The sequence below is a fragment of the Hwanghaeella sp. 1Z406 genome, from assembly GCF_048892425.1.
In the GTDB taxonomy this organism is placed as follows: Bacteria; Pseudomonadota; Alphaproteobacteria; order UBA8366; family Aestuariispiraceae; genus Pacificispira.
The window spans coordinates 347896-363001 of record NZ_JBLZHU010000001.1; the positions used below are offsets into that span (position 1 = coordinate 347896).

17 protein-coding genes and 1 pseudogene are annotated in these 15106 nt (G+C 57.4%); 10 read left to right on the forward strand and 8 right to left on the reverse strand.

What is annotated here, in order from left to right; all coding sequences use genetic code 11:
- Positions 1-34 precede the first annotated feature (34 nt).
- Positions 35-502 carry a GNAT family N-acetyltransferase gene (locus ACOSDR_RS01630; RefSeq protein WP_420730208.1) on the forward strand — a complete coding sequence of 156 codons (468 nt, stop codon included), beginning with the start codon at positions 35-37 and terminating at the stop codon, positions 500-502.
- Here the strand turns inward: ACOSDR_RS01630 and ftsY are convergent.
- The 4 genes from ftsY to ACOSDR_RS01650 all read right to left on the reverse strand — a co-directional run bounded on the left by ftsY (position 499) and on the right by ACOSDR_RS01650 (position 4235).
- Positions 499-1431, reverse strand: a complete 933-nt coding sequence (ftsY, locus tag ACOSDR_RS01635) for a signal recognition particle-docking protein FtsY (RefSeq protein WP_420723084.1) — start codon at positions 1429-1431, stop codon at positions 499-501. The genes ACOSDR_RS01630 and ftsY overlap by 4 nt on opposite strands.
- Before the next feature lie 162 nt (positions 1432-1593).
- Positions 1594-2880: a tRNA (N(6)-L-threonylcarbamoyladenosine(37)-C(2))-methylthiotransferase MtaB gene (gene mtaB / locus ACOSDR_RS01640; protein WP_420723085.1), complete on the reverse strand. Its 1287-nt coding sequence runs from the start codon at positions 2878-2880 to the stop codon at positions 1594-1596.
- Positions 2877-3701 (reverse strand): diaminopimelate epimerase, encoded by an 825-nt coding sequence (dapF, locus tag ACOSDR_RS01645; protein ID WP_420730209.1) that lies wholly within the window; start codon positions 3699-3701, stop codon positions 2877-2879. The genes mtaB and dapF overlap by 4 nt, the downstream gene beginning before the upstream one ends.
- Positions 3702-3848: 147 nt before the next feature.
- On the reverse strand, positions 3849-4235 hold the full coding sequence (locus ACOSDR_RS01650; protein ID WP_420723087.1) for a helix-turn-helix domain-containing protein: 387 nt from the start codon (positions 4233-4235) through the stop codon (positions 3849-3851).
- A gap of 302 nt (positions 4236-4537) precedes the next feature.
- On the opposite strand from ACOSDR_RS01650, the gene ffh reads away from it, so the two are divergent.
- The 8 genes and pseudogenes from ffh (at position 4538) to leuD (ending at position 10829) form a co-directional block, all read left to right on the forward strand.
- Complete coding sequence (gene ffh, locus ACOSDR_RS01655; protein WP_420723088.1) at positions 4538-6001, forward strand: signal recognition particle protein; 1464 nt, start codon at positions 4538-4540, stop codon at positions 5999-6001.
- A gap of 86 nt (positions 6002-6087) precedes the next feature.
- Positions 6088-6456, forward strand: a pseudogene (rpsP, locus tag ACOSDR_RS01660) (30S ribosomal protein S16); the annotation flags it as partial.
- Positions 6457-6654: 198 nt separating this feature from the next.
- Complete coding sequence (rimM, locus tag ACOSDR_RS01665; RefSeq protein ID WP_420723089.1) at positions 6655-7191, forward strand: ribosome maturation factor RimM; 537 nt, start codon at positions 6655-6657, stop codon at positions 7189-7191.
- Between the two features lie 4 nt (positions 7192-7195).
- The gene (gene trmD / locus ACOSDR_RS01670; protein WP_420723090.1) at positions 7196-7927 is read left to right on the forward strand and encodes a tRNA (guanosine(37)-N1)-methyltransferase TrmD; all 732 of its coding nucleotides are present in this window, start codon (positions 7196-7198) and stop codon (positions 7925-7927) included.
- 33 nt (positions 7928-7960) lie between these two features.
- Positions 7961-8359: a 50S ribosomal protein L19 gene (gene rplS / locus ACOSDR_RS01675; RefSeq protein ID WP_420723091.1), complete on the forward strand. Its 399-nt coding sequence runs from the start codon at positions 7961-7963 to the stop codon at positions 8357-8359.
- 255 nt (positions 8360-8614) lie between these two features.
- On the forward strand, positions 8615-10021 hold the full coding sequence (leuC, locus tag ACOSDR_RS01680) for a 3-isopropylmalate dehydratase large subunit (protein WP_420723092.1): 1407 nt from the start codon (positions 8615-8617) through the stop codon (positions 10019-10021).
- Positions 10018-10188, forward strand: a complete 171-nt coding sequence (locus ACOSDR_RS01685) for a hypothetical protein (RefSeq protein WP_420723093.1) — start codon at positions 10018-10020, stop codon at positions 10186-10188. The genes leuC and ACOSDR_RS01685 overlap by 4 nt, the downstream gene beginning before the upstream one ends.
- 17 nt (positions 10189-10205) lie before the next feature.
- Positions 10206-10829, forward strand: a complete 624-nt coding sequence (leuD, locus tag ACOSDR_RS01690) for a 3-isopropylmalate dehydratase small subunit (protein ID WP_420723094.1) — start codon at positions 10206-10208, stop codon at positions 10827-10829.
- Positions 10830-10832: 3 nt separating this feature from the next.
- Here leuD and ACOSDR_RS01695 read toward each other — a convergent pair whose 3' ends face one another.
- Positions 10833-11126 (reverse strand): cupin domain-containing protein, encoded by a 294-nt coding sequence (locus tag ACOSDR_RS01695; RefSeq protein ID WP_420723095.1) that lies wholly within the window; start codon positions 11124-11126, stop codon positions 10833-10835.
- Entirely contained in the window at positions 11123-11779 is a 657-nt protein-coding gene (locus tag ACOSDR_RS01700; protein ID WP_420730210.1) for a gamma-glutamylcyclotransferase, read from the reverse strand. Before ACOSDR_RS01700 ends, ACOSDR_RS01695 begins: the two co-directional genes overlap by 4 nt.
- A 67-nt stretch (positions 11780-11846) precedes the next feature.
- Here ACOSDR_RS01700 and ACOSDR_RS01705 point away from each other — a divergent pair, with 67 nt between their 5' ends.
- Positions 11847-13028, forward strand: a complete 1182-nt coding sequence (locus tag ACOSDR_RS01705; protein ID WP_420730211.1) for a DUF2125 domain-containing protein — start codon at positions 11847-11849, stop codon at positions 13026-13028.
- A 12-nt stretch (positions 13029-13040) separates the two neighbouring features.
- On the opposite strand, the gene hisC is transcribed toward ACOSDR_RS01705, so the two are convergent.
- Both hisC and ACOSDR_RS01715 read right to left on the reverse strand, forming a co-directional pair.
- Positions 13041-14138 (reverse strand): histidinol-phosphate transaminase, encoded by a 1098-nt coding sequence (gene hisC / locus ACOSDR_RS01710; protein ID WP_420723098.1) that lies wholly within the window; start codon positions 14136-14138, stop codon positions 13041-13043.
- Positions 14135-15019, reverse strand: coding sequence for a chorismate mutase (locus tag ACOSDR_RS01715; protein WP_420723099.1), 885 nt, complete (start codon positions 15017-15019; stop codon positions 14135-14137). Before ACOSDR_RS01715 ends, hisC begins: the two co-directional genes overlap by 4 nt.
- Positions 15020-15106 lie beyond the last annotated feature (87 nt).

Here is a 15106-nt window from a genome sequence, read left to right on the forward strand (position 1 = left end):
CCAAGTTACCAGCCCCTTCAGGGATTATATCCGAATGAAAAACAGGGTCACCCTGCGTCAAGCCGCGCCAGAAGAAGCGGAAGAGATCACGGCCTTGATGCTGCGATCCAAGGCACATTGGGGCTATTCAAAGGAGTTCATGGAACATTGTCTTGCGACCCTGTTTATCGAGCGCCGTGTGATAGAGACCGATACAGTGATTGTCGCTGTTTCTGATGCGGATTCACGATTGCTGGGTGTCCAGCATGTGATTTGCTCTTCCCCCGATGCGTCTTTGGATAAGCTGTTTGTGGATGATACCGCAATCGGGATGGGAGTCGGGGCTGCCCTGTATGCAGATGCTGTGATACGCGCAAAGGCGCAGGCATGTACACGGATGACAATCGTATCTGACCCGCATGCTGTGCCGTTCTATCAAAGCAGAGGCGCGGTCCTGATTGGGGAGGTTGCGTCAGACAGTATTCCGGGCCGAATGCTGCCCTTGCTGGAGCATGTCTTCTAGGAAGTCACGCTCAAGCCCATCAGGCTGCGGGCAAAATCGCGGGCTTCGAAGGGGCGCATATCTTCGGCTTGTTCGCCAACCCCAATGGCATGTACCGGCAGGCCGAATGTGTCGGCCAGTGCGACCAGAACGCCGCCCTTGGCGGTTCCATCCAGTTTTGTTACGACCAGACCGGTCACTTTCACCATTTCGCCAAAGACCTTGACCTGTTGCAGGGCGTTTTGGCCAACGGTGGCGTCCAGCACCATGATCGTGTCATGGGGGGCACTGTCATCCTGTTTGCCCAGAACCCGCACAACCTTCTGCAATTCCTGCATCAGGCCGGCCTTGTTGTGCAGCCGCCCGGCGGTGTCGACCAGCAGGACATCAACGCCAGCCTCTTTGGCCTCGGTCAGCGCCTCAAACGCCAGGGAGGCGGCGTCACTGCCGGTATCGCGGGCAATGACGGGGCATCCGGTGCGTTCGCCCCAGATCTTCAATTGTTCAACGGCGGCGGCGCGGAACGTATCCCCGGCAGCCAGCATGACCGTTAGGCCCTGGTCTTTATAATGCTTTGCCAATTTTCCGATCGTGGTGGTCTTACCTGATCCATTCACCCCGACAACCAGAACGACATGCGGCTTTTTCGTTCTGTCGATCACAAGCGGTTTCGCAACCGGTTCCAGGACAGAGGTCACATGGGCTGCAAAGGCTTCGCGCACTTCATCGCCGCCGATTTCCTTGTCAAAGCGGGTGCGCGCCAGTTCGGCGGTCATGCGCGCCGCCATGCCAGGGCCCAGATCAGAGCCGATCAGGACGTCTTCCAATTCCTCCAGCGCAGCATCATCCAGCCGACGCTTGCCAGTAAAGATACCGGCAACACCATCGGTCAGCCGTGCGGAGGTCTTCGCCAGACCCTGCTTTAGTTTTTCAAACCACCCTAACGCCATGTCTCACTGTCTTTCGATTTTACTATTTCAGGCTCCGCATTTGGTTTGTTGCCCCTGGACCCCGGATCAAGTCCGGGGGGGACGCATTGAAGGTATCATTTTTTGAAGACGTCATTCCCGCGCAGGCGGGAATCCAGGACCGCCAGCACAAATCAATACGTTCTACGCCGCCGCCAGCTTGCTTAGGACTTCTCCTCGTATAACACCATCTTTGATCTCTCCCAATCGCGCGCGGACCAGGGTGCCATCGGGCATATCGCCGATCAGGCGCACGGGCGCGAAACCTTCGCTATGTCCCAGGCCATTGCGCTCTATCAGAACATTGGCTTCTGTTCCGCGCAGAGAGGAAAGGTACTTCGCCTCTGCCTTCGCCCCTGCTTCGCGCAGTTTGCGGGCGCGGGCCTTGCGGTCCGCCTTGGGCACTTGATTGGGAATGCGGGCAGCGGGCGTACCGGGGCGTTCCGAATAGGGGAAGATATGCATCCAGGTCAGGCCAGCCTCTTCAATGATGTTCAGGCTGTTCTGGAACATGTCTTCGGTTTCGGTGGGGAATCCGGCGATCAGATCCGCCCCGAAGACGATTTCCGGCCGATTGGCGCGCAGGGTTTCAATCAGGTTGATCGCATCAGCACGGGAATGCCGTCGCTTCATGCGTTTTAAGATCATATCATCGCCTGATTGCAGCGACAGATGCAGGTGGGGCATCAGGCGTTCTTCTTCGGCCATGGCGCGGAACAGGTCCGGGTCCAGTTCAATGCAATCCACCGAAGAAATGCGCAGTCTGGGTAGGTCCGGCACCAGCTTCAGGATGCGCCGAACCAGTTGTCCCAAACCCTGTTCCCCCGGCAGATCCCCGCCATAGGAGGTGATGTCGACGCCGCTGATGACAACTTCCTGTACGCCATTTTCCACCAGGGTCCGAATCTGCCCAATCACCTCTCCGGCGGGCACAGATCGGCTGTTGCCGCGCCCATAGGGAATGATGCAGAAGGTGCAACGATGGTCACAGCCATTCTGTACCTGAACGAAGGCCCGGGTGCGCTCGGCAAATCCATCGATCAAATGTCCGGCGGTTTCGGTGACCGACATGATGTCATTGACCACGACACGCTCTTCAGCAGCGGCGCCATAGGTTTCTGGCCGCAGCTTCTCCTGATTGCCAACAACGCGGCTGACTTCCGGCATGGCGGCATAGGTGCCTGGGTCGATCTGGGCCGCGCAACCGGTGACCATGATTTCAGCGTCGGGATTGTCCCGGCGCAGCTTGCGGATTGTCTGGCGCGCCTGGCGTTCTGCCTCCGCCGTTACAGCGCAGGTATTGACGACAATCAGGTTCTCACGACCGCCTGCCGTAGCCAGATTACGGATCGCCTCTGACTCAAAGGCATTCAGGCGACAGCCGAAGGTGATGATTTCCAGGGCGTTCGTTGTGTCGGGGGTCTTGGTCACAGCGCCATCTCCCCGATAAAGCTAAGGGCGGTCGGCCCGGTCATCAGGACATGACCATCCTCCTGCCGCCACTGGATAGACATTTCACCGCCATCCACGCGAATTTTGACGGGTGCAGAGGCTGCATCGACCAACCCGCGTCGATGGGCGGCAACAGCCGTTGCGCAGGTGCCAGATCCGCAAGCCAGCGTGATTCCCGCGCCACGCTCCCAGACCCGCAGGCGCAACTGCCCATCGGGAGAGAGGGATGCGATTTCGACATTTGTGCGCCTTGGGAACAACCGATGATGTTCCAGGATCGGTCCTAGCGTTGGCAGGTCAATCGCCTCGGCATCTTCAACAAAAAACACACAATGCGGGTTGCCCATTCCCACGGCGACCGGGTCGGAAAGGGGGCCTTGGGAAATGTTGAGATGCAGTGTGTCCATAGCAGAGGCCAAAGGCACATCCTGCCAGTCCAGCAAGGCAGCGCCCATATCGATGGTGACCATGTCATCCTGACGCCGCCCCAACAGGCGCCCCCTGATCGTATCGATGGTGCAGGTGGCTTTGCCCAGTTCGGTCATCACCTGATCGGCGACACAGCGCGTGCCGTTGCCACAGGCCTCTGCCTCACTGCCATCTGGATTATAGATTCGCAGGAATATATCGGCGTCTTGCGACTGGGCCGGTTGTATCACCATCAACTGGTCAAAACCGATACCGAAATGTCGATCCCCAATCAGGCGGATGCGGGATTCCGGCAGGTCAATCGGCTCTGCCCGTGCGTCCAGCACGACAAAGTCGTTCCCAAGCCCATGCATCTTCTTGAACGCCACCATGGTCGTCCTCGCCAAAACAGTCTTAAAATAGCTGCGCCACCCGCAATCAGGGTGCCCGTTTCAGGGCCCTATATAAGACGGGTTGGCTGCTGACGCAATTTGACTGTTGTTTCAGGGCAAATGCAGGGGGCGACTCTCGGTAGGTTGTTATGCGTAAAGCTCGCTCTCACTGATTTCCAATACCATTCTGAAAAAGGCGCGGCGTTGATACGGGGCCTCAATCGCATTGAAATATCCGGCCAGCATGCGCGCTTCATCATCGGAATCCGGATTGGTGCCTTCAACCAAGTCCAATCCATCATAGAACGTTTCCACCGGGTGATTCAGGGCGCGCGCGATAAGAAATAACGCACTGGCGGAAATTCTGTTCTCTCCCGATTCATATTTACGGATTTGCTTAAAGCTGAGGCCGATATCCTGACCCAACTGCGCCTGTGTGATTTTTTGGGCGCGGCGCAAGCGTTTGACATTCGCCCCAACCAATTTATCGACATCTGTTGGCTGTCGGCGCGTGCCTTTGTGTTGCTGAGCCATGAATTTCCCTCTTTAATGGTATAACTATTATTTGCACACCGAAATCGGTTATTCAATGTTTAATGGCGCAAAAAATTATTTGTACGTAAAAGGGGAAATTTAATCACCGGGTTTGCCGCTGAACCGTCCGGCCCCCAAGCAAGTGTGACAGTTGTGCTTGACCGGCGGGGTGGAACGCCTTAGAAACCGCCTCACATCAGGCAGTCACATCTGCAGAAGGTCCTAAGGGGTCCCGCCGGTCCGCGAGTTTCGCGCACCGGCGCGTTTTGCGTTGTGTGTGCTTTGCTGAAGCAGGAGCGTGCATGTTTGAGTCATTGTCAGATCGGCTGGGCGGCGTATTCGATGCCCTGAAACGACGGGGTTCGCTGAAGGCGGGCGACGTTGATGCCGCTATGCGTGACATTCGCGTGGCGCTGCTGGAAGCCGATGTCGCACTGCCAGTCGTGAAAGACTTCATTGCCAGCGTGCGCGAACAGGCCGTTGGCGAGGCTGTGCTGCGATCCGTGACGCCGGGTCAGCAGGTGGTCAAGATCGTCAGCGATGCCTTGACTGCGTTGCTGAGTTCAGACGATCAGGACCTGAACCTGATCGGGGAGCCGCCCTTTGCGATCCTGATGGTCGGGTTGCAAGGGTCTGGTAAGACGACGACGACGGCGAAGCTTGGTAAGCGCCTGACGGAAAAAGACCGCAAGAAGGTGCTGATGGCGTCCCTGGACGTGTATCGCCCGGCGGCACAAGAACAGCTTAAAATTCTGGGCGAACAGACCGGCGTTGCGACCTTGCCGATCGTAGCAGGGCAACAGCCCGTCGCGATTGCCAAGCGGGCGCTGAACGCAGCGCGACTGGGCGGGTATGACATCGTCCTGTTGGATACCGCGGGTCGCCTGCATGTCGATGAACAATTGATGGGAGAAGTCGCCGCCGTGCGCGATGCGGCTGTCCCGCGCGAGACCCTGCTGGTGGCCGACAGCATGACCGGTCAGGATGCGGTAACGGTCGCTAAAAGCTTCCAGGATCGCGTGGGCCTGAGTGGTATCGTCCTGACGCGCGTTGATGGCGATGCCCGCGGTGGTGCGGCATTGTCCATGCGTCAGATCACCGGCAAGCCGATCAAATTCCTGGGCACCGGCGAAAAGATGGACGAGATCGAGCCCTTTAAGGCTGATCGCGTTGCCGGTCGCATTCTGGGGATGGGCGATGTCGTTTCCCTGGTGGAGCGCGCTGCCGAGTCTATTGATCAGGCCGAGGCCGAAAAGATCGCCCGCAAAATGCAGAAGGGCGAATACGACCTGGAAGACATGGCCCAGCAGCTCAAACAGATGCGCAAAATGGGCGGCATGGAAGGTCTGATGGGCATGTTGCCCGGCATTGCCAAAATGAAAAAGCAAATGGCCGGTGCCAATCTGGACCCGAAGGCGTTGATCCGGCAGGAAGCGATCATCTCTTCCATGACCCCTCAGGAACGACGCAACCCGAAGGTATTGCACGCCTCGCGCAAGCGTCGCGTGGCTGCTGGGTCGGGCACCAGTGTTCAGGACATCAACAAGCTGCTGAAACAGCACCAAACGATGGCCAAGATGATGAAGCAGGTCTCCAAAATGGGCAAAAAGGGCATGATGGGTATGCCCGGCGGCATGGGTGGAGATATGAGCGCCCTGATGGGCGGTGCGAATATGGGGGGCGGATCCATGGGCAAGGGCCCGGGTCAGCTTCCAGGATTGGGAGGGATGCCCCCTGGTTTCCCCCCCGGCTTTCCGAAGAAATAGCGTTTAAAGCTACAACCCGGTCGGATGCGTTTTCCGATCAAATAATAACCGAGTACCAGCGTTTCAATTAGGACTGGAGAACACGAATGAGCCTTAAAATCCGGATGTCCCGTGGTGGCGCCAAAAAGCGTCCCTTTTATCGTATCGTTGTTGCGGATACCCGCGCACCGCGCGATGGCCGCTTCATCGAGAAGATCGGCTTCCACAACCCAATGATGCCCCGCGATCATGCAGAACGCCTGAGCATCAATCTGGACCGCGCCAAATATTGGATGTCGGTCGGCGCGAAGCCGTCACCGCGCGTTCACCGTTTCCTGGCCGATGCCGGCGTGATGGAAAAGGCGTCGATCCCAGAGCAGACCAAACAGCATCTGCCGCGCGCCAAGGAACAGGAACGTATCCGCGAGCGTGAACAGAAGGCCAAGGAAGCTGCTGAAGCTGCGGAAGCTGCCAAGGCTGAAGCTGCCGAAGCTGCTGCTGCTGCGGAAGCAGAAGCGGCGGAAGCTGCTGCTGCCCCTGCTGAAGAAGCCCCGGCTGAAGAAGCCCCTGCTGAAGAAGCGGCTGCAGAAGCGACCGAGGAAGCAAAGACCGAGTAATCCGGTAACGGATTGCATCGGCCCAGAGGTCGCATCATGCCGGATGGAATCGGACAGATGGTAGAAAGCAAACTGATCGTCGGAGTTGTCACGGGCGCCCATGGCGTGCGCGGACAACTGCGCGTGAAGAGCTTTACCGCCGATCCCGCCGATTTAACGGCATATGGACCCCTGACCGATCAGACCGGTGATACTGTCTATAAGCTGACCCTGAAAGGGGAAGTGAAGGGGCAATTGATCGCCAGCCTGGCCGGATGCACGGATCGGAATGCTGCGGAAGCTTTGCGGGGAACGGAATTCTATCTGGATCGGGCCTTGTTGCCCCAGGCGGATAAGGAAGAATTCTACCACGCGGATCTGATCGGAATGGCTGCACTGGACGGGGCTGGAACCCATATGGGAACAGTCCGGGCGGTGTTTGATTTTGGCAGCGGCGATATGCTGGAAGTGGTGGGCGCAGACGGGTCAGTTGTCCTGTATCCCTTCATGGAAGCGGTTGTTCCCGAAGTTGACCTGGATGCCGGTCGCCTGACCATTCTGCCCCCGGCGGAAGTCGAAGCGACACAGGGTGAAGAAGAAGGGGAGGAGGCCTGATATCATGGCGCATACCATCCCTTCCGCAACGCCCTGGCATGTGACGGCCTTGACCCTGTTCCCGGAAATGTTTCCGGGCGTGCTGGGTCATTCCATCGCAGGCAAGGCGTTGCAATCCGGTCTGTGGCAGATGGAAACGGTTGATATCCGGGGCTTTGCAACGGATCGTCATGCAACTGTGGACGATGCGCCAATGGGGGGTGGGGCCGGTATGGTCATGCGCCCTGATGTGTTGGATGCAGCGATTGCCTCAGTGGCTGATAAGCCGGGGCCCTTACTGTATCTGTCGCCACGCGGTCGGGTCTTTGATCAGGCACGGGCTCGGGATCTGGCGACAGGATCAGGGGTGCGGGTGTTATGCGGTCGGTATGAAGGGGTGGATCAGCGGGTGCTGGACAAATGGGAAATCGAAGAGGTCAGCCTTGGCGATTTCGTTCTGTCTGGTGGCGAGCCTGCAGCCCTGACGATGCTGGATGCCTGTCTGCGGTTGCTGCCGGGTGTCATGGGGTCACGCGAGTCTTTGGACGAAGAAAGTTTTGAAGGCGGATTGTTAGAATATCCGCACTATACGCGGCCAGCGGAATGGGAGGGACGGCACGTGCCGGAAGTCCTGCTGTCTGGTCATCACAAAAACATCCGGGCCTGGCGACGGGCCCAAGCCGAAGCCGTGACACAGCGGCGTCGGCCGGATTTATGGTCCCGCTATATCAGCGCCGGGGCTAATCATGTTGCGTAACGCAAAAGGTTTGCGAAGAAAGGAACCGAGGTCATGAATATCATTGAACAGATCAATGCCGAGCAGGTCGAAAAGCGTTTGACCACTGGCGAGGCGATCCCGACATTTTCGCCGGGTGACACGATCGTTGTCCGTGTGAAGGTTGTCGAAGGCACGCGCGAGCGTATCCAGGCTTTCGAAGGCGTTTGCATCGGCCGCAAGAATGCTGGCGTGAATTCCAACTTCACCGTCCGCAAGATTTCTTATGGTGAAGGCGTGGAACGTGTGTTCCCGCTGTACAGCCCGCGGATCGAAGGCATTGACGTCGTGCGTCGCGGTAAAGTCCGCCGTGCGAAGCTGTACTTCCTGCGTGGTCGTACCGGTAAGTCCGCCCGTATCATCGAACGCACCACCGGTCGCGGCATGAAGAACGGCCGCTATCAGGGCGACTAAAGACCATCGGGCCTGTACCGGATTACGTCGGTACAGGCGCAGGTCGATGCCTTTTGGAAAGAGTACTTTTATCTTTTCACGAGGCGGATGAAGTCTTGTGACCGTTAAGGGATATGCGATTGCCTTTCGGGGTGGTAGCAAACCTGTCCAGAAATGTGGCAAGTCGCATGAATGGATCAGGGCCTTTCAGAACTGGTGCTGTGGCGTGATCCGCTGACCTTGAGCAAAGCGAGGCAGAAAAGGGGTAAGGAAAGCATGACGAAGCCAAGAACGCTGTTTGATAAAATCTGGGATAGCCACATTGTCGATAGACAGGATGATGGTACCTGCCTGATTTATATCGACCGCCATTTGGTGCATGAAGTGACCAGCCCGCAGGCTTTTGAAGGTCTGCGTGTTTCCGGTCGCAAAGTGCGGCGTCCAGAGCTTACCCTGGCTGTGCCGGATCACAATGTGCCGACCGCAAACCGCGCCAGCGGGATCGAGGATGAGGAAAGCCGCATCCAGGTCGAAACCCTGTCGTCCAATGCGAAAGAATTCGGCGTGCCGATTTTTGAAATGAGCGATGTTCGCCAGGGCATCGTTCATATCATCGGACCGGAACAGGGCTTCACCCTGCCTGGCATGACGATTGTTTGCGGCGACAGTCACACCGCGACCCATGGCGCGTTTGGCTCTCTGGCGTTTGGTATTGGAACGTCGGAAGTTGAGCATGTTCTGGCGACCCAGACGCTGCAGCAGAACCCGGCAAAGAATATGCGTGTCACAGTCAATGGCGCATTGCCCACTGGTGTTACGGCAAAGGATCTGATCCTGGCGATCATTGGCAAGATTGGCACGGCGGGCGGGACCGGCCATGTCATTGAATTTGCCGGTCAGGCGATCCGCGATTTGTCCATGGAAGGGCGTATGACTGTCTGTAACATGGCAATTGAAGGCGGTGCACGCGCTGGTCTGATTGCGCCTGATGAGACGACATTCGCCTACCTGAAAGGCCGCGAAATGGCGCCCAAGGGAGAGACCTGGGAAAAAGCTGTGGCCTATTGGAAGACGCTGCCCAGCGATGAGGGCGCGCTTTATGACAAGGAAGTCACCCTGGATGTCGCTGATATCCCACCACAAATCACCTGGGGCACCAGCCCGGAAGATGTGGTTGCGATCACCGGAACGGTGCCTAATCCGCAATCCTATGGTTCGGGTAAGGCTGCTGCCGCGCAACGCTCCCTGGACTATATGGGGCTGACGGCGGGCATGAAGATGACCGATGTCAAAATCGATACGGTTTTCATCGGGTCCTGCACCAATGGTCGGATTGAAGACCTGCGCACGGTCGCGGCAATTGCCAAGGGTCGCAAGGTTGCAGACGGTGTCCGCGCCATGGTGGTCCCAGGCTCTGGTCTGGTAAAGCAACAGGCGGAAGCGGAAGGCCTGGATAAAATCCTGATCGCCGCAGGTTTTGATTGGCGGGAACCAGGCTGTTCCATGTGTCTGGCCATGAATGCCGATAAGCTGGCCCCGAAGGAACGCTGTGCTTCAACGTCCAATCGCAATTTTGAAGGTCGTCAGGGCCGGGGTGGTCGGACCCATCTGGTCAGCCCAGGCATGGCCGCTGCGGCTGCTTTGAAAGGCCACCTGGCCGATGTTCGGGAGTTCCTGTCATGACCCACCAAATGCCCCTGCCCAAGGATCATCTGGACCGCCTGTTTGGCCGCGATATGCAATACAGCGCCTGGCAGATCGATGTTCCGGCCCCTGCAAATGATGATGCCATGATCAGCGCGATGGATGCCGCCATCCTGATGTCCCTGATTAAACGCCGCAAGCGGTAAGAGAGGATCAGACAGTCATGAAACCCTTCACCGAATTGACCGGCATCGCTGCCCCGATGGATATGATCAACATCGATACCGATATGATCATCCCCAAGCAGTTTTTGAAAACCATTCAGCGTTCCGGCCTTGGCAAGAACCTGTTTGATGAAATGCGCTTTGATGACAATGGCACTCCCAAGCCAGATTTCGTGCTGAACAAAGAGCCTTACACCCATGCGCAAATCCTGATCGCCGGGGCCAATTTTGGCTGTGGGTCCAGTCGGGAACATGCGCCGTGGGCATTGGAAGATTTTGGCATTCGCTGTGTCATCGCACCCAGTTTTGCCGATATTTTCCACGGCAATTGTTTCAAGAACGGGATTCTGCCGATCCGGCTGCCGGAAGAGACCGTAAAGTCGCTGATGGAAAAGTCAGAGCGCGGTCAGAATGCCCAGTTCACAATCGACCTTCCCCGTCAGGTTATCGTCGATCCCGATGGCACGGAAATCCCGTTCGAAGTGGATTCGTTCCGTAAGCATTGTCTGCTGAACGGCCTGGATGATATCGCGTTGACCTTGCAGAAAGGGGCGGCCATCGACGGATACGAAGATGACCGCAGCCGCACAGCACCCTGGACCACCCCGGCCGCCGCTGAATAAGGTCTATTGCTTGATCTCCACCTCTACGAAGGTGAAGGGGAAGTCGTTGTCGTTGATCACATTGTGGTCAACGCCGGTTTGCCGCGCATAAGACAGGCCTGCCTTCAGGTCGGACTGAAGGATTTTTCCGTCCGGAAATTCAATTGTCAGGGCCCCCGTTGTCATGGGGACGACGACATAATCCATTTCATGTTGATGCCGTCCCGTCTCCGCACCGGGTGGGAAATGCCATTGGGTGACGCGGACGCGATCATCGTCAACCTGGACCGTGGGAATGGCTTTTGGGCGCTCGCTCATGCCTCTGGCTCCTCTTCATTTTGGTTTTGCAGGTGGATCAATCGGGCGGCCAGCGCATGCAAATCAGGATCGTGTATTCCCAATTGATCCAAATGCTCAACCGTTTTCAAAACATATTCCAGGTTGGTCCCTCGCTGACCGCAGGCATTCAGCACGGTTGCCTCAATCATATCAATGGGCAGGCCATGGGCGCATTGCGGGTGACCCGATACTGGGGCAAAGCTGTAGCACTGGATTTCGCCGATATCGGTTTGGGCTGTCAGTTGAATGATTTCATAGCTGGAATTTCCCATTTCACGCAGCCAAATTGCGCGGGCGGCTTCCTGTAAGCGATCTGGATCGATTCTAAATGCACAGCCTTCGCATGTACCGCCGGGGGCCAACCCCATGACCAGGCCCGGTTTTTCCCGCGTGCCGCGATACCTGGTTGAAAACAGGCACAAGGCCCGATGCCAGCCCTGAACCGCTGCGCGCCGCCGGTCACAATAGGGAAATTCGGGGTTCCAGATCAACGAAGCGGTGCCAAAAATCCAAACATTCTGTGGGTCCGGCATACTGGCAATCCAGGCATCCGCCCGTTGACAGATCGTGTCGTCCGAGGCGCGGTCGAAATCTGGCAGGGGAGGTATCGGATGCTGGGGCCGCTTTGTCATGATCCTTTCATCCTGACAAGGCGCGCCCAGCTTGCCAAGCCGGTTTCTGGCGCGTACATCGGGACTTATGGGAAAAAGATCTTTGCTTCTGTCGGTGGTTGGTATTCTGGTGCTTCTGGTCGGGGCCTGGAGTGCTTGGTGGTTTTATTCCGCGCGTCTGGCGATATCCAGCTTTCAGGACTGGGTATCGGAACAGCGTAGCCAAGGCTATGATATCAACTTTCAGCGGATAGATACCGGCGGGTACCCCTTCTCCCTGGCCTTAACGGCGACCCGATTTGGTGTCGCGGCCCCCCTGCGGGCCTGGACAGTCTCTGGCGATGCGCTGACGGTCACGTTTAAGCCCTGGCAGTTGGATCGATATCAGATCTCCAGTGATCAACCTCTTCGCCTTTCTGCGGTGATGATACCGGAAAGCCAGAAAACACCGGTGGTGATTCAGGATTTAACCGGTGATTATCTGTTTCACAGAGATGGGGCCAAGCACCAGTTGCGTCTGATCGCGGCAGATGTATCTGGGCCCAATGGTTTGACCATCGACACGATTGGCGTCTCTGGAACAATGCCATTCCATGCGCCACAGGACCGTGATGCGGATATTATGACAGGGCATCTGGAGTTGGTCGGCGCTAAGATGCCTGGTCTTGTGCCGCAGGGCCTGTCAGAACAAATCGAGGCGGCGATCCTTGATTTCACTGTGTCTGGTCCCCAACCCAATCCAGAATTCAGTATGGCAAAGCGCCTGTCTGATTGGCGGGACGCCGGGGGCGGTGTTGAGGTCAGCAAGATCGCCTTGGCGTGGCAGGACCTTAATCTGTCCGGTGATGGGACGATTAGCCTGGATGAGTATCTGCGCCCCCTGGCTGCTTTTGGCATGCAGGCGACCGGGCTTTCTGAAACCGCGCGAAGATTTGAAGAGGCGGGTCTGATCGATCGGCAGATACGGCGTTATATCGAAATGGGGGTCGGCCTGTTATCCTTGGGCTCCGGTCAGGCGGGAATGGTCCGCTTTCCGGTAACAATACAGGATGGCATTTTGTCGTTGGGACCTGTCGCATTGACGGAAATACCGCCCATTGTCGCCGGGGCTGGACCGCTGCCACCCGCTGTGCCCGCGCCAAAGACGGGTGAAATCACCACATTTCCCGATCTTGCCCCGCCGCCGACCGTCAGTGACGAGACCCTGGATGCAGGATCGAATCAAATGCAAGGCACCGACCCACAGGCTGCGCCGGCTCCGGCCCAATAAACGGACAGGTCTTCAGCCTTTATTCATGAAATCTGTCAGCCCGGCGATTAAGCGGTCGTTTTCCGCCGCGGTGCCGATTGTGGCGCGCAGGCTTTCGGCCAGCCCATAGCCTGCAACGGATCGCACGATAACGCCTTGATCTGCCAGATGGCTGAGGGCGCGTTTGGCGGTGTCGGCATCGTTAAAACGGATCAGCACGAAATTGCAGACGGATGGCGGGAAGCCCAGTCCCAATTGGGATAAGGCCCCGCACAGGCGCTTCAATTGTTCTGCATTCTGCGCCAGGCTGATTTCAACGTGGTCCTGATCCCCCAGGGCGGCGATACCGGCTGCCTGAGCAGAGTTGTTGACGTTAAACGGGCTGCGCACACGGTTTAGCGCGTCCACTACGGCTTCGGGCGCATAGCACCAGCCCAGCCGCAATGCCGCTAAACCATAAAGCTTAGAGAATGTGCGCAACATCACGACATTCTGGTAATCTTCAACCAAATCACATCCATCTGAGTAGTCGGACGCATCGACATATTCAGAATAGGCGGCGTCGATCACCAGCAAGATATCTTCTCGCAACCCATCCCGCAGACGACGCAATTCGCTGCCGGGGATATAGGTGCCGGTTGGATTGTTGGGATTGGCGACAAAGCAAATGCGGGTCTTGTCGGTGACACAGGCAAGCAAGGCATCAACATCCGTATGCAGGTCCGGTGTCTCTGGTGCCAGAACCGGCGTGGCCCCAACAGTTTTCGCGGTAATGCCATACATCAGAAAGCCATGCTGAGTCTGAAGGACTTCATCCCCTGGCCCCACATAGCAGCGGATCAGCAGGGTGATTAGTTCATCGGATCCCGCGCCGCAGACAATGCGGTTCACATCCAGACCGAACTGGGTGGCCAAAGTCTGACGCAATTGGGTCGCGCCACCGTCGGGATAGCGGTTCAGATGGATCGCTTCGCCATAGGCGGCAATTGCCTTTGGGCTGGGCCCCAACGGGTTCTCGTTGGCGGACAGGACAGCGGGGGGAATGGCGGCTGTGTCGTCGCCATGGGCGCCTGGCACATAGATAGGCGCTTCCGCAATGCCGGGGCGCAGGATTAGCGGGCTCTTCGTCATTTTGCGCTGTCATCCTCATTTTCTTTCGGAAGGGGCAGTGGGGGCCGCTTTTCAGGGCCTAGAACCTCTGCATAGCCGCCGACAATTTCCACTCTTACAACGGAATCGCGCACTTCGATCAATTCCAGGCGCGAGTCTTTGCTGTCGATGAAATCCCCTAATTCGATCAGATGGACCCAGCTTTCTTCCTGTGGCGCGGAGGCTGTGAACAGGGGATGTAACTTCGCCCGTTGCAATATGGCATTCAGGGCTGTGCGTGATAGGGGTTCCGTTGTTTCCATCAGGACCAGGGTGCGGTCGCTGCCTGTTGGTTCCAGCTTTAGGCGGGCGACGGCAAAGGCATCCTGCATTTGACCGCGCACGCTGCCGACACCGGCAAAGGGAAGGCGCATAATCACCTTGGGTGCGTTGGCACCCGACAGCTTGACCCACCAGGGATCGTCGTCGCTTTCCCGTGGGGCGGGCAACACGGCGATCTGGTGGCGATCTTCAAAGACCTGCGCCAGCGTATCGCGCACCGTGGGATAGGCGGTCATGGGTACCTGGCTGCCAAATTGGTCGCGCGCCAGATCCCACAATGTGTGTTCCTCAGAATTTGCCAGCACCGCGACGGAATAATGCGCCTGCAACATGGTAAAAGCGGCGATCATTTCGTGCCACATACGCGCCAGGGCCGCGAAAGGGAAGGGGCCGCGATGCCGTTCCGCCAGTCGGCGCAGCATGGATGCTTCGCGCGTCGGGCGCACTGGCAGTTTTGCCCCTTTGCCCTTTGCTGCAGCGACATATTGCACAACATCCCAACGTTTCAGGATCAGTTCGTGGATCTGATCATCGATTTCGTCGATCTGTTGGCGCAGTTCATCCAGTGTCGGTTTTGCCATGGTCTTGCCCAGCTTGATCGTCTCGTTAAAACACCAATATAGGGTTGGATGCTAGGACGTAGCGCGCCCACTGCCTGAAATCAAAAT